At 71.4% G+C, this 13,849-nt stretch carries 11 protein-coding genes; all 11 read right to left on the bottom strand.

Features of this window, described 5'->3' with window-relative positions; all coding sequences use genetic code 11:
• Nucleotides 1-60: 60 nt before the first annotated feature.
• Nucleotides 61-1,395, bottom strand: a complete 1,335-nt coding sequence (locus ACFRIC_RS11020; RefSeq protein ID WP_382782689.1) for a hypothetical protein — start codon at nt 1,393-1,395, stop codon at nt 61-63.
• A 68-nt stretch (nt 1,396-1,463) separates the two neighbouring features.
• Nucleotides 1,464-2,492, bottom strand: a complete 1,029-nt coding sequence (locus tag ACFRIC_RS11015; RefSeq protein ID WP_382782686.1) for a glutamate ABC transporter substrate-binding protein — start codon at nt 2,490-2,492, stop codon at nt 1,464-1,466.
• Nucleotides 2,493-2,506: 14 nt separating this feature from the next.
• Nucleotides 2,507-3,997: a hypothetical protein gene (locus ACFRIC_RS11010; RefSeq protein WP_382782683.1), complete on the bottom strand. Its 1,491-nt coding sequence runs from the start codon at nt 3,995-3,997 to the stop codon at nt 2,507-2,509.
• A gap of 287 nt (nt 3,998-4,284) precedes the next feature.
• On the bottom strand, nt 4,285-5,298 hold the full coding sequence (locus ACFRIC_RS11005) for an N-acetylglucosamine kinase (RefSeq protein ID WP_382782679.1): 1,014 nt from the start codon (nt 5,296-5,298) through the stop codon (nt 4,285-4,287).
• Nucleotides 5,295-6,560: a 6-phospho-beta-glucosidase gene (locus ACFRIC_RS11000; RefSeq protein WP_382782676.1), complete on the bottom strand. Its 1,266-nt coding sequence runs from the start codon at nt 6,558-6,560 to the stop codon at nt 5,295-5,297. Before ACFRIC_RS11000 ends, ACFRIC_RS11005 begins: the two co-directional genes overlap by 4 nt.
• A gap of 2 nt (nt 6,561-6,562) precedes the next feature.
• Entirely contained in the window at nt 6,563-7,456 is an 894-nt protein-coding gene (locus tag ACFRIC_RS10995) for a carbohydrate ABC transporter permease (protein WP_382782675.1), read from the bottom strand.
• Between the two features lie 3 nt (nt 7,457-7,459).
• On the bottom strand, nt 7,460-8,401 hold the full coding sequence (locus ACFRIC_RS10990; protein ID WP_382782671.1) for a carbohydrate ABC transporter permease: 942 nt from the start codon (nt 8,399-8,401) through the stop codon (nt 7,460-7,462).
• Between the two features lie 10 nt (nt 8,402-8,411).
• Complete coding sequence (locus tag ACFRIC_RS10985) at nt 8,412-9,749, bottom strand: ABC transporter substrate-binding protein (protein WP_382782669.1); 1,338 nt, start codon at nt 9,747-9,749, stop codon at nt 8,412-8,414.
• Nucleotides 9,750-9,831: 82 nt separating this feature from the next.
• Nucleotides 9,832-11,043 carry an ROK family transcriptional regulator gene (locus ACFRIC_RS10980; protein ID WP_382782666.1) on the bottom strand — a complete coding sequence of 404 codons (1,212 nt, stop codon included), beginning with the start codon at nt 11,041-11,043 and terminating at the stop codon, nt 9,832-9,834.
• A gap of 273 nt (nt 11,044-11,316) precedes the next feature.
• Nucleotides 11,317-12,153, bottom strand: a complete 837-nt coding sequence (locus ACFRIC_RS10975; protein ID WP_382782664.1) for a hypothetical protein — start codon at nt 12,151-12,153, stop codon at nt 11,317-11,319.
• A gap of 356 nt (nt 12,154-12,509) precedes the next feature.
• Entirely contained in the window at nt 12,510-13,625 is a 1,116-nt protein-coding gene (locus ACFRIC_RS10970; protein ID WP_382782661.1) for a mechanosensitive ion channel family protein, read from the bottom strand.
• Nucleotides 13,626-13,849 lie beyond the last annotated feature (224 nt).

The raw sequence follows: 13,849 nt of genomic DNA, 5'->3' as shown, positions 1-13,849 counted from the left end.
GCCGGCCGCACGCCCGCTCACTCACCGGCTGCTCGCTCACACCCGCCTCCCCTTCAACGCTCACGCGTCGGGCCCCCTCCGGTCCACACGGTCATGAGGACCGCCCTGCTCCGGCACCTGCGGGCTCAGCACCTCGGCCGCCGCCCGCTGATAGCGCAGGACCGCCTCCTCCGCCACCCGCAGATCACAGGGAGCGCTCCACAGCATGCGCCGGGCCGCGTCGTAGCGCTCCACGAGGAACGGGTCCTCGGCGAAGCCGAGCCGGGCGACCTTCGCCTTGTACGCGTCCAGGCGGCCGCGCAGCTCGGCGCGGACCGCCAGCGGCTGAGTGACCGCCGTCAACGACTCGCGGGCGCGCAGGAGTTCGTCCTCGGCCTTCTCCTCCAGCGCCTCCAGCAGCGGCGAGAGGCGGTGCCACTGCGCGTGCCTGCGGTACTCCGCGGCCGTCGCGAGCTGTTCCTGGAGCGCTGTCGGCGGACCGCTGACGGCCGGTACCTCGGAGGCGGCGATCTTCGCGAGGACCTCGCCGCGGGCGCTGCGCGCCTCGGCGAGCGTGCGGTCCGCGCGGCTGAGCACGTCCCGCAGCTTCACCAGCCGCGCCTCGGCGTCCTGGCGCACCGTCAGGACCGCGTCGATCTCCCGGCGCACCTCCTCCAGGGCACGCGCCTCACGGTCGTACGCCGTCGTGTCCGGACGGCCGCCGCCCGGTGCCGAACTCCCCTGGGCGGGCACCCAGAAGGCGAGCGGGTCGGAGACCACGCGCTCGCGCAGGGCGGTCAGGGTCCGGGTGATGCGCTCCAGGTCGTCGCCCGAGGGGTGCTCGCCGGGGCGCACGCCCACGGAGTGCGCGAGGGCCCGGGTGCGCTGGAGCTCCGCGGCCAGTAAATCTATGCGGGCGGGCAGCGCGGACCACACGGCGTCCGCGGTCACGACCATGTCGAGCGAGGTCGCGTACAGCTCGTTCATCCGGTCCACCAGGCCCGCCAGCGAGAACCGCTCGCTGAGCTTGCCGGTGCCGGCCAGGGTCGGCGCGTTCGCGGTGGCCGTCGTGGAACCGGCGACCGTGATGCCCGAACCGCGCAGCAACTCGGTCAGCTCGACCAGGTCCTCACGGCTGGACCAGCGCCTGCGGGAGCGGATCTCGCGCGCGGAGCGCAGGGCGTCCGCGTACGCGTCGAAGTACGCCCACAGCAAGGTGATCGACGCCTCCGCGGACGCCCAGCGCTCCTTGGTCGTGCCGGTGAGTTCGGCGCCTTCCAGGAGTCTGCGGCCCGCGTGGTCCTGCAGGGCCAGGAGCGAGGTCTCGATGGCCTCGTGCTCCGCGCCCAGGCGCGCCAGCGCACGGTCCGCCTCGTCCCGGTCCATCACCGGCCCGGGGGGTCCCGTGACGCCCATCGATCACCTCTCGTTCTCGCGTGTTCCCGGCGGCTCGGTGTGTGCCGCCGGACAACTCTCCAGTCGTATCAGGTCGTTTGCTTGTAGTGGGCGACCGGCGGGTTCTCGGAGGGGGAGTCGGGCCGGAGGGTCGGAGCGAGCCATTTGTCGTACGACTGCCGCCAGCCGTCCTTGACGTAGTCGGCCAGGATCCGGTTGACCCGGCGCACCAGGTCGTCGTCCGGCCCCTTCTTCATCGCCACGCCGTAGAACTCGGTGGTGAAGGGGCCGCCCTTGAGCGCGACCGTGGGGTCCTGCGCGGCCTGGCTCGCGGCGAGCGCCCCGTCCGTCACCACCACGTCGGCCTCGCCGAGCTGGAGCCGCACCAGGCAGTCGAGCTGGTTGGGCACGGGGGCGGAGACCTTGGCGCCGGCGGCGAGCCGGCCCGCGTGCCGGTCGGCGATCAGCCGTTCGTAGGCGGTGGAGCCCGAGGCCGAGCAGATCCTCCTGCCGGCCAGGCTCTTGTCGTACCCCGTGACGGAGGACCGGGCCGGGGCCAGCACCTGCTGGCCGGTCTTGAAGTAGGGCGCGGAGAACGCGACCTGCTTCAGGCGGTCGCAGTTGATCGTCATGGTGCGCACGACCATGTCGACCTTGCCCTGCTGGATCGCGGGGATGCGCTGGCTGGTCGGGATCGCCCGGAACTGGACGGCGTCCGGGTCGCCCAGGATGTCCTTGGCGATGGCGTGGACCAGGTCGATGTCGAAGCCCTCCAGATTGCTGCCGGCCTCCGGGTTGTTCGGGTCGCGGTAGCCCCAGTGGTAGCTGTTCTGGTCGACGCCGACGATCAGCCGCCGGTCCGAGCGGTTCTTGATGGCCTCGATCGTCGGCCCGTCCGCGCCCGAGGGGGCGGGACTGCGGTCCTGCGGGTCGGTGCACTGCGCGGCCCTGGCCTGGGTCCCCCGGGCCACGCCCTGTCCGCCGGCACCCGTGACGCCGTCCCCGCGCGCGGAGTTCGGCAGCAGCAGCGCGAGGACGAGGGCCGTCGCGCAGGCGAGTGCCATCGCGCCCACGCCGCCCCAGCCCCTCAGGCTCGCCCGCAGACGTCGTGCGTTCATCGAAGCTCCCCCTCTCACCGGTACTCCGAAAGCCTGCGGCCGATGCCGAGCACCGCGCCCGCGGCGGCCAGCACGGCGAGGACCGCGGCGCCGACCGGGAGGCCGGTCATGGCGCCCAGGCCGTCGCCGGCCGCCCGCTGGAACTCGTCCTGCTCGTGCGTGAGCGCGATCCCCAGGTTCTTGTCGACGCCGTCGAAGCACTCGCCCGTGGGCTTCTTGTCGGGGGAGCCGATGACCCGGTCCAGCGCGACCTGGTACTCGCCGTTGTTGTCGGCCTCGCGGGCCTTCACGTGACGCTGCTTCCAGACCTTCATGTTGGCGGTCGCGGCCTCGACGGGCCGCTCGCCCGAGCTGTCGTTCGCGAGGTCCGCGGCCGCGGCGAGGCGGTCGGTGAGCCTCTTCATGTCGAGGTCGAAGCTGTAGTCGTACAGATCGACGGTCGACTTGTCGGGCAGGACCTTGCTCTCGGCGCCCCGGCTGATCAGGGTGAGGTTCTCGTTGCCCCGCGCCTTCAGGGACGCGATCTGCGCGTCGTGCAGCACGTTCAGGGAGCGGACCCCGTGGTCGTACGACTCGTTCAGTCCGGACCGGGCGACCGTGTGGCCGACGGTGAGCCACAGCAGCACGGCCAGCGACGCCGCGGTGGCGGCGGCCATGCCCTGGTTCAGCACCCGGTTCGTACGGTGGTAGTTGCGCCGCTGGGCCCAGGCGAGGGCGCCGAGCGCGACGGCCCCGAGCGCGATCGCGGCCCACGGGTAGGGCTTGGCGTCGGCGTAGTCGGCGTTCAGCCGCCGGTTCTCGCTCAGGTAGAGCTGCTCGGCCCTCGGGAGCATTTTCTGCTGCATCGTGTCGTTCGCGTACCGCAGGTAGGCGCCGCCCAGCGGGTAGCCCTGCCGGTTGTTGGCGCGGGCCCGCTCGACCAGGCCCTTGTACTCGGGCAGCAGTTCGTTGAGCTGGGAGATCGTCCTGGCCGCGGAGGAGCCCGGCTCGGAGCTGTTGGCCGCGGTGATCAGCTTCGCGGCCGCCGTCCTGATGTCCTCCTCGTAGCGGTCGCGGGTCTCCTTCGACTCCTGACCGCCCGCCAGGAAGCCGCTGGAGGCGGCGGTGTTGGCGTCGGCCAGCGAGCGGTAGATGTCCGCGGCGCTCGCGCTCAGCGGCTGGCTGCTGTGCAGCACGTTGTCCGCGGCGGCCGAACGCTCCGTCATCTGCCAGGCGGTGACCGCGCCGAACGCGACGACCAGCAGGGCGAGGAAGGCGCCGATGATCCGCAGCCGCCCCGGCTCCGTCGTCGCCGCGGCGCGCAGCCGGTCCGCACCCTCCGCCCACGCCGTGCGCCGCGGTGCCGCGACGGGAGCCGGGGGAGAGCCCGGAGGGGCCCCGAAGGCGCCCTGGACCAGGGGAGATCCGTCCGGCGGCCGGGGAGGCCCGGACTGGGCCGGGACGGCCGGCATCGTGGGCGCGCCCCGCCCCGGTGGCGCCGCGCTGCCCTTCGGCGGGTGTGTCACTGTCGACCTCCCCCATGGTCATCCGCTCGGGCACGCTCACCGCGGACGCGGTGGGCGCGGCCGGCCGGCGTACGTGCACGGCGGCAAGTATCGCCGCCCTTACCGGCATCCGCACAGGCCTTGCCTGGATCTTGTTCGGATCACGGCGCAGCACGATTCCCCCGCGCCACCCCCCTGCTCATGAACACGTGTTCCGGATCGGATTGGTTCCCGCCCCTGTGGGCCAGGTCATGGACGGTTCCGGAGCCCCGGGCGCCGCTCCCGGCGCCCGGACCCCGCGTGTCTCCTCAGTCCCCTTCGTAGAACGCCCGCACGCGCGCGTGGATCTCGCCCGCGGCCCGGACGTGGTCCAGGCCCAGGAGCGCGGCGCCCAGGACCGGCGGGGCGGTGACCACCCGGGGGACCGCCTTGGGCGCGCGGACGGCCAGGAGTTCGCGGACCCGGTCGTCGAGCCGGGGGTGGCGGGCGGCGAGGATGCTGCCGCCGAGGAGGACCGGGGTCTCCTCGGCGAGCAGGCCGAGCCGGTCCAGGGCGACCGTCGCCATCGCGACCACCTCGTCCGCGAGACGGTCGACGAGCGCGCGGGCCACCGGGTCGCCGTCCGCCGCCGTGGCGAACAGGACCGGCGTCAGCTCGTGTCGCCGCGCGTTCGGGATGTGCTCCAGGTGCAGTGCCTCGATGAGCGCGTACATGGAGTCCAGGCCGAAGTGCGCGGGCAGCGTGCGGGCCAGCGCGGTCTCGCCGCCCCGGCCGTCCTCGGCCCGTGCCGCGTGCCACAGGGCCTCCTCCGCCAGACCCCAGCCGCCGCCCCAGTCGCCCGAGATGCGGCCGATGGCGGGGAAACGGGCGGTGCGGCCGTCGGGCCGCATGCCGACACAGTTGATGCCGGCCCCGCAGACCACGGCGACACCGCGCGGTTCGGCGATCCCGGCCCGCAGGATCGCGAAGGTGTCGTTGCGTACCTCCACCCCCGCGCCCCACGCGCGCGCGTCGAGCGCGGCGGCCAACTGCTCCTCCTCCACCGGCAGGTCGGCGTTGGCGAGGCAGGCGGAGACATGGGCGACCGAGGTGACGCCCGCCTCGTCGAAGGCCCGTCGCACGGCGTCGGCGACGGCGTCCACCGCCGTCTCGACCCCGACGGCGGGGGGCCGGAACCCGCCTCCGCGCGCGGTGCCCGCCACCGTGCCGTCCGCGGCGACCACGGCGACGTCGGTCTTGCTGTTCCCCGCGTCGATGGCCAGCACGAGGCCCGCGGGGCCGGACCCGGCGGCCGTCCCGGCACCGGTTTCCGTCGAGGTCATGCCCACGCGAGGTGCTCCTGGTTGTGCGCGATCAACTGGTCGGTCAGGGCGTCGGCCAGGGCGTACTGGCCGACGAGGGGATGGGCCAGCAGCGCCCGGAAGACGCGGTCGCGCCCGCCGCGCAGGGCGGCGTCCAGGGCGAGATCCTCGTACGCGGTCACGTTCGCCACGAGTCCCGCGTAGAGCGGGTCGACCGGGGGCACCGGCAGCGGCGCGGCCCCCTTGGCGCCGACCGCGGCCTGCACCTCGATGACGGCGTCGTCCGGCAGGAACGGCAGGGTTCCCCGGTTGTACGTGTTCACCACCTGGTAGGGGCTGCCGCCCCCGCCGAGCAGCGCGGCGGCGAGGTCGACGGCCGCCTCGGAGTAGTAGGCGCCGCCCCGCTTCGCCAGCAGCTCCGGCTTCTCGTCGAGCGCCGGGTCGCCGTACATGGTCAGCAACTGCCGTTCCATCTCCGCCACCTCGGCGGCCCGGGAGGGCTTGGTGCGCAGTTCCCGGACGACCTCGTCGTGCGCGTAGAAGTAGCGCAGGTAGTACGAGGGGACCACGCCGAGGCGCTCGACCAGGGACAGGGGCAGACGCAGGTCCGCGGCGACGGAGTCGCCGTGTTCGGCGAGCAGCCGGGGCAGGACGTTCTCGCCCGCGGGACCGCCCAGGCGCACACCGGTCTCCCAGGTCAGGTGGTTGAGGCCCACATGGTCGAGATGCACATCGGCGGGGGAGACCCCGAGCAGCGCGGCGAACTTCCGCTGGAAGCCGATCGCCACGTTGCACAGGCCGACCGCCTTGTGGCCGGCCTGGAGCAGGGCCCGGGTCACGATGCCGACCGGGTTGGTGAAGTCGATGATCCACGCGTCCGGGTTGGCGCGGCGGACCCGCTCGGCGATGTCCAGGACCACCGGAACCGTGCGCAGCGCCTTGGCCAGGCCGCCCGCGCCGGTCGTCTCCTGCCCGACGCAGCCGCACTCCAGCGGCCAGGTCTCGTCCTGCTCGCGGGCCGCCTGGCCGCCGACGCGCAGTTGGAGGAGCACGGCGTCGGCGCCCTCGACACCCGCGTCCAGGTCGGAGGTGGTGACGATCCGGCCGGGGTGGCCCTGGCGGGCGAAGATCCGGCGGGCCAGGCCGCCGACGAGCTCCAGGCGCTCCGCGGCCGGGTCGACGAGGACGAGTTCCTCGACGGGCAGGGTGTCCCTGAGCCGGGCGAAGCCGTCGATGAGTTCGGGGGTGTAGGTCGACCCTCCGCCGACCACGGTGAGTTTCATGGTTAACCCTTCACTCCGGTGAGCGTGACACCTTCGACGAACGCCTTCTGCGCGAAGAAGAACACGAGGATCACGGGGGCCATGACCAGGACGGTCGCGGCCATGGTGAGATTCCAGTCGGTGTGGTGCGCGCCCTTGAACGACTCCAGGCCGTAACTCAGCGTCCAGGCGCCCGGGTTCTCGGACGCGTAGATCTGGGGTCCGAAGTAGTCGTTCCAGGCGTAGAAGAACTGGAAGAGCGCGACGGCCGCGATGCCGGGCCTCGCCATCGGGAGGACGACCTTGAGCAGCGTCCGCAGCTCCCCGCAGCCGTCGACCTTGGCGGCGTCCAGGTACTCGTTCGGGATGGTCATCAGGAACTGGCGCAGCAGGAAGATGGAGAACGCGTCCCCGAACGCCATCGGGATGATCAGCGGCCACAGGGTGCCGGACAGGTCGAGCTGCTTGGCCCAGAACAGGTACATGGGGATGATCACGACCTGCGGCGGCAGCATCATCATCGAGATGACCAGCATCAGCGACAGATTCCGGCCGCGGAAGCGGAACTTGGCCAGGGCGTAGGCGACGGGGATCGACGAGACGACCGTCAGGACCGTGCCGAAGCCGGCGTACAGCAGGGTGTTCTTCCACCAGGTGAGGAAGCCGGGGGTGTCGAAGACCTTCTTGTAGTTGCCCCACTCCCAGGTGTGCGGGATCAGGTCGCGGCTGAGTGCCTGGCTGTCGCTCATGAGCGAGGTCAGGAACACGAACACGAAGGGCAGCACGAAGAAGAGGGCGGCCGCGACGCCCAGGGAGTGGACCGCGACCCACTCCAGGAGGGCCCTGCGGCGGGCGGTGCGCTCGGCGGGGGAGACGGGCTTCGCCAGCCCCACCGGCTTGTCGAGTACTTGGGTCATCGGTCAGTCACCTGCCTGGATGAGGCCGCCCCGGCGCCGCATCAGGAACGCGGTGAACACCATGGACAGGGCGAACAGCACGAGCGCGACCACACAGGCGGAGCCGTAGTCGAAGCGCTGGAAGCCGAGGTTGTAGACGAGCTGGGGCAGGGTGAGCGTCGACTTGTCGGGGTAGCCGGGCTCGAACTGCGTGCCGGCGCCCTGGATGACGCCGGAGGCGACCTTCCCGGCGATCAGCGGCTGGGTGTAGTACTGCATGGTCTGGATGACCCCGGTGACCACGGCGAACATCACGATGGGCGAGATGTTCGGCAGCGTGACGTACCGGAAGCGCTGCCAGGCCGAGGCGCCGTCCAGTTCGGCGGCCTCGTACTGCTCGGTGGGTACGTCCAGCAGCGCGGCCATGAAGATGACCATCAGGTCGCCGATGCCCCACAGGGCCAGCAGGGTCAGGGCGGGCTTGGACCAGGAGGGGTCGTTGAACCAGCCGGGGGCCGAGATGCCGACCTTCTCCAGCAGCGAGTTGACCGGTCCCGTGCCGGGGTTGAGGAGGAAGGCGAAGGCCATGGTGGCGGCCACCGGCGGGGCGAGGTAGGGCAGGTAGAAGAGGGTGCGGAAGACCCCCGTGCCCGTCTTGATCTTCGTGATCAGCAGTCCGACGCCGAGCCCGAACAGCACCCGCAGGGTCACCATGACGAGGACCAGCCACAGGGTGTTGCGCAACGCGGGCCAGAACAGCGGGTAGTTCTCGAAGACGTAGCGCCAGTTCTGCGTCCCGCTCCACGTCGGCGCCCTGAAGCCGTCGTAGTGCATGAAGGAGAAGTAGACGGTGGAGATCAGCGGGTAGGCGAAGAAGACCGCGAAGCCGATCAGCCAGGGCGACATGAAGGCGAGGGTCCGCAGCGCCGACCTGCGGCGCTTGGAGGCGAGGGTGACAGTGGTCATGTCCGTGCGGCTACTTCGCCTGCGCGATGTCCGTGTCGATCTGCTTGGCCGTGGCCGCGAGGCCCGCCTTCAGATCCTTCGTCCTGCCGCTCTCGTAGTCGTATCCGAACTGCTGGAGCGTCACGAGGTAGGTGCCGCCGTTGATGGACGCCGGGGTCGTCGTCGAGTTCGGGTTCGAGGCGATGTCCAGGAACGTCTTGAAGCGCGGGTCGTACTTCAGCTTCGGTGACTTGAGGGCGGCGAGCGTCGAGGGCACGTTGTGGATGTCGTTGGCGAAGCCGACCACCGCGTCCGTGTTCGTGGTCATGTACTTGACCAGCTCCCAGGCCGCGTTCTGCTTCCTGCTGGTGGACGGGATGCCCGCGATCGTGCCGGTGATGTAGCCCTTGCCGTACTGGTCCGCCTGGTCGTCCGGGACGGGCAGCGGGGCGACGCCGATCTCGAAGTCCGGCTTGGCCTCCTCGGCCATGCCGAGCCGCCACTCGCCGTCGAGCTGCATGGCCACCTGACCGGTGTGGAAGGGGTGCTTGGGGCCCCACTCGTCACCGAGCTTGGAACGGAAGGTCTCCAGCTTCTTGAAGCCGCCGAGTTCGTCGACGAGCTTCTTCTGGAGCGTGAACCCGGCCGTGAAGGCGGGGTCCTTGGCGACGTTCGACTTGCCCGCGCTGTCGAAGTACGTCGGCGAGAACTGCCCGAAGTAGTGCTCGGTGGTGGACTCCCAGCCGTGGTAGTTCGGCATGAAGCCGAGCTGGGAGTACGAGTCGCCCTGGGCGATCGTGAGCTTCTTGGCGTCCTTCTCGAACTCGGACCAGGTCTTCGGCGGGGAGGCGATCCCGGCCTTCGCGAACGCGTCCTTGTTGTAGTAGAGCCCGTACGCGTCACCGAGGAGCGGCACCGTGCAGCGGTTGCCGTCGAACTGGGTGTACTCGTTCATGGCCTTCGGGAAGGCCGTCTCGGGGTCGATGTTCGCCTTCTTGAAGTAGGGGTTCAGATCGACGAAGGCGCCGGACGAGCAGAACTTGCCCACGTTGTTGGTGGTGAAGGACGAGACCACGTCCGGGGCCTTGTCGCCGCCCGCGCGCAGCGCCTGGTTGATCTTGTCGTCGGTCATGTTGCCGACGATGTTCACGTGGATGTTGGGGTGCGCCTTCTCGAAGCCTGCGACCAGCGACTTCACGGCCTTGACCTCGTTCGGCGCGCTCCAGCCGTGCCAGAAGTTGATCGTCTGTTCCTTGGACGCGTCGTCGCCTCCGCCGCTGTCGGACTGGCCGGTACAGGCGGTGGCGAGGAGGGCTATCGAGGCGGACGCGGCGAGTGCGACGGCCGCCTTTCGTGACATTCCGGGCATGGCGGGATCTCCCTGCGAAGGACGGGGCGGGACATGACGGGGTGGGGGCTCGGGAAGGAGGGGAGCGGCGGGGCGGGCGGACTCAGCGGGAGGTGTCGAAGACCTCGTCGCGGGTGGCCGCCAGGGCGCTCTCCAGCGCCCCGCGCAGCACGGGGTGTTCGTGGACGTCGCCGACGACGAGGCGCGGCCGGGACGCGGCCAGCTCCTCCAGTTCGGCCTGGACCAAAGCGCGCAGCGGTTCGCCGCCCGCGGTGAGCGAGGCTCCGCTGAGGACGACCAGTTCGGGGTCGAGCACGGAGACGAGGGAGGCCAGACCGGTGGCCAGTCCGGTCGCGTACCGCTCCAGGAGCTGCCGGTAGGGGCCCGTGTCGACGGCGGCGGCCCGTTCGACGAGGGTGGCCGCGACCTCGGTGTACGGGCCGGTGGGCAGGTCCTGGACGCCGAGTTCACGGGCCAGCGCGGGGAGGGCCTGGGAGCCGGCGAGCTCCTGGTAGCCACCGCTGTTGGCGCGGGTCACTTGGCGCACCAGGGGCGCGCCGGGCACCGGCAGGAAGCCGACCTCGCCCGCGCCGCCGGTCCAGCCGCGGTGCAGCCGGCCGCCGAGGACGAGGGCGGCGCCGAGACCGCCCTCGTTCCACAGCAGGACGAAGTCCTCGTGGCCCCGGGCGGCGCCGAGCCGCTGCTCGGCGATGGCCACGAGGTTGACGTCGTTCTCGTACTCGACGGGCATCGGCAGGGCCGCGGCCAGTTCGTCGAGGAGCGTGGGGGAGTGCCAGCCGGGCAGGTGCGAGGCGTAGCGCAGCCGGCCGGTGTTGGGGTCGAAGGCGCCGGGCGTCGCGATGACCAGACGGCGGACGTCGTCGCGGGCGAGCCCGGCGGCCTTCACCGCGCCGTCGAGGGCGTCGGTGACCTGCCGTACGACGGGCTGGGCCGCGCGGCGGCCGGGGGTGGGCAGTTCGTACGTGCCGATCGTGCGGCCGGTGATGTCGGCGACGGCGGCGAGGATCCGCTCGGGGGTGACGTCGAGGCCCGCGGCGTGCGCGGCGCCCGGATTGACCTCGTAGAGCTGGGCGCTGGGGCCCGGTCGGCCCTCGCTGGTGCCGGTGGCCAGGACGAGCCCGGCGGCTTCCAGGCGGGCGAGGAGCTGGGAGGCGGTGGGCTTGGACAGCCCGGTGAGCTTCCCGATCCGGGTCCGCGAGAGCGGTCCGTGCGCGAGCAGCAGATCGAGGGCGGCGCGGTCGTTCATCGCGCGCAGGACGCGCGGGGTGCCCGGCGTGCCGGCGGATCCTGCCATGGTGTCGCCACCTGCCCTTCTTCGACCGACCAGCTTCCCAGGGGTGCCTTCGGGAAGTCCACCCAAGATCATTGTTAGAAAAGTTTCCTATTGCTGGTGCGAGGAAAGTAGGCCGGAGGGGGTGCGGGCGTCAAGAGCAACCGCCGTCCGGGTCGCGGGGTCGTCGCCGGAACGCGCGAAGCCGCCCCCGCCGCGGACGAGTTCGTCTGCTGCGGGGGCGGCTCGGGTGGGGCGGAGGAGGCTCGGGTGGGACGGAGGAGGCGCCGGCCTCGGCTACTTCACGTCGACGTAGTCGCCGGCGGCCGTGGCGGTGCCCGTGGTGGACGTGCCCGCGAACGAGTAGCGGTAGGTGCCGTCGGCCGCGGCCTTGACCGTGGTGCTCAGGGCGCCCGCGGTGCCGGAGGTCACCGTCTTGACGGTCTTGTAGGAGGCGGCGCCCTTGGCCTTGAACTGAAGGGCGGCCGGCTGGCCCTTGTAGCCGGTGTACTTGCCCGACGCCCAGTCGGCACGCGTCAGCGCGTCCTTGACGGTGAGGGTGGCACCCTTCTTCACCGGCTCGGGAGTGGCGTTGACGGTGAGCCTGGCGGCGCGCTTGACCTGGGCGGAGCCGGGAACCCCCCACATGTCGTAGCCGAACTGCATGCTGATGTGGTTGTCGGAGTCGTCGTTGTCCGAGGTGTTGCTGCTGTAGAAGCCGGCCACCTTCCAGGTGCCGGCGTCCGCGGCCTCGTAGAGGTACTCGTCGGGTTCGACGTAGATGGCCTCGTGGCAGGACTGCGTGACGGTCGTCGCCGTCGTGGCCGTGGTGGTGCAGACCGGGGCGTCGTCCGGCCCCAGCTCGTTCTCCTGCCGCGAGAGCGACGCCCCGCGGTACAGGAGGATGCCCGCGACGCTCTTCACGCCGTCGACGACGAGGTCGGCGGGCCGCACGAAGGTGTACGTCACCGGGACCTTCACCGTGGTGGTGGTGCCCACGACGATCGGCTTGCCGTTGTTGACGGCCACGTCGGAGAAGGTCAGGTCCGGCGTGGCGGCCGACGCGGACGGCACGGCCAGGGCGGACAGGGCCAGGGCGCCGGACACGGCGGCACCTATGGCGTACTTGTGCATGGTTCCCCACATTCGAGGCGGTCCCCTGGGCGTTGAGCTCCAGAACAAGGGCCCGCTGTGGCTGCGACAGTAGACGGCCGGAGAAGGTGGCCGGAATGCGGGGGTCGTGTGAAGACGATCAACCGCGCGCCGGCCGGCGGGCCGGGGTGAGCGCTCGTGGAGGGGCCGGTGGTGAAGGGGCGCGCGACGGTGAAGGGGCACCCGGTGGCGATGGGGTGCGCGACGGTGAAGGGGCACCTGGTGGCGAAGGGGCGAGCGACGGCGAAAGGGGCACCCGACGGCGAAGGGGGCACCCGACGGGGAAGGGGCGGCGCCCGGATGTTCCGGACGCCGCCCCTTCCCCGTACCGCCGTGTCCTACTTCGGCACGCTCGACTGAGCCGGGGCCGCGGCCGGAGCCGGGATGGGTGAGGTCGCCACCGACTGGGGGGACTCGGCGTTGGCGTACACCGACGGGGCCGCCACCGCGGCCGACGGGTCGAGGGGCTCCTCCTCCGCGGGCGCGGTGGGGCCGCCCACGATGCGGATCTCCGCGGCGTCGAAGGCGCGCTTGATGCGCCAGCGCAGCTCGCGCTCCACGGACATGGCCTTGCCGGGCATCGTCTTGGCCGAGACCCGGACCACCATCGAGTCGAGGAGGACGCTGTCCAGGCCCAGGATCTCGATCGGGCCCCACAGACGCTCGTTCCAGGGCTCTTCCTTGCTGATGGTCTCGGCGACCTCGCCGATGACGGACCGGACGTGGTCCAGGTCCTCCGAGGCGCGGACCGTGACGTCCACACCGGCCGTCGCCCAGCCCTGGGAGAGGTTCCCGATGCGCTTGACCTCGCCGTTGCGGATGTACCAGATCTCGCCGTTGTCGCCGCGCAGCTTGGTCACGCGCAGACCCACCTCGATGACCTCGCCGGAGGCCACACCCGCGTCGATCACGTCGCCGACGCCGTACTGGTCCTCCAGGATCATGAAGACGCCGGAGAGGAAGTCCGTGACCAGGTTGCGGGCGCCGAAACCGATCGCGACACCGGCCACACCCGCCGAGGCGAGCAGCGGGGCCAGGTTGATCTCGAACGTGCTGAGGATCATCAGCGCGGCGGTGCCCATGATCAGGAAGGACGCGACCGAGCGCAGGACCGAGCCGATGGCCTGGGAGCGCTGACGGCGGCGCTCCACGTTCACCAGCAGGCCGCCCAGCGCCGTGCCGTCGACCGCCTCGGCGGTGCGGCCCATCCGGTCGATGAGCTTGGTGATCGCCCGGCGCACGAACACTCTCAGTATCGCCGCGATCACCAGCACCAGCAGGACACGCAGACCTATGGCCAGCCAGGTCGACCAGTTCTCCTCGACCCAGCTCGCGGCATGGGTCGCCTTCTCCTGGGCGTCCTGAAGCGTGGGGGTCACCGGACCGGTCGTCGTCGAGGGGGACGGCGACGGAGCCGGACCGGCCGCCAGGGCCGATAGGACGGGCAGGGACACAGCAGGTACCTCCAGGCGTAGCGGTCTGCCCGCGGCGGGGACACGGGAGGGGTTGCCGTCCGGGCAGAACCACCACACTAACGGGGCATCGTGTGTGGATCGTTGTCATCTACGGGGGAGAGACCGTGCTCACCTGGGGATGTAGGGGGTGTGGTCGAAAACACTCCCAGCCCGTTACCGGGACATGGTGGCGCCACCACCAGGCATGAGGGGAGACTGACTGC

The sequence above is a fragment of the Streptomyces sp. NPDC056738 genome (assembly GCF_042790435.1).
Taxonomy (GTDB): Bacteria; Actinomycetota; Actinomycetes; order Streptomycetales; family Streptomycetaceae; genus Streptomyces.
The sequence above is the reverse complement of the archived record's forward strand: the minus strand, read 5'-3'. Positions and strand labels throughout refer to the sequence as shown.

Coding starts and splice junctions, on each gene's coding strand:
- ACFRIC_RS11015 (WP_382782686.1), bottom strand. CDS start 2,492: ATGAACGCACGACGTCTGCGGGCGAGCCTGAGGGGCTGGGGCGGCGTG.
- ACFRIC_RS11020 (WP_382782689.1), bottom strand. CDS start 1,395: ATGGGCGTCACGGGACCCCCCGGGCCGGTGATGGACCGGGACGAGGCG.
- ACFRIC_RS11005 (WP_382782679.1), bottom strand. CDS start 5,298: ATGACCTCGACGGAAACCGGTGCCGGGACGGCCGCCGGGTCCGGCCCC.
- ACFRIC_RS10995 (WP_382782675.1), bottom strand. CDS start 7,456: ATGACCCAAGTACTCGACAAGCCGGTGGGGCTGGCGAAGCCCGTCTCC.
- ACFRIC_RS10985 (WP_382782669.1), bottom strand. CDS start 9,749: ATGCCCGGAATGTCACGAAAGGCGGCCGTCGCACTCGCCGCGTCCGCC.
- ACFRIC_RS11000 (WP_382782676.1), bottom strand. CDS start 6,560: ATGAAACTCACCGTGGTCGGCGGAGGGTCGACCTACACCCCCGAACTC.
- ACFRIC_RS10980 (WP_382782666.1), bottom strand. CDS start 11,043: ATGGCAGGATCCGCCGGCACGCCGGGCACCCCGCGCGTCCTGCGCGCG.
- ACFRIC_RS10990 (WP_382782671.1), bottom strand. CDS start 8,401: ATGACCACTGTCACCCTCGCCTCCAAGCGCCGCAGGTCGGCGCTGCGG.
- ACFRIC_RS10975 (WP_382782664.1), bottom strand. CDS start 12,153: ATGCACAAGTACGCCATAGGTGCCGCCGTGTCCGGCGCCCTGGCCCTG.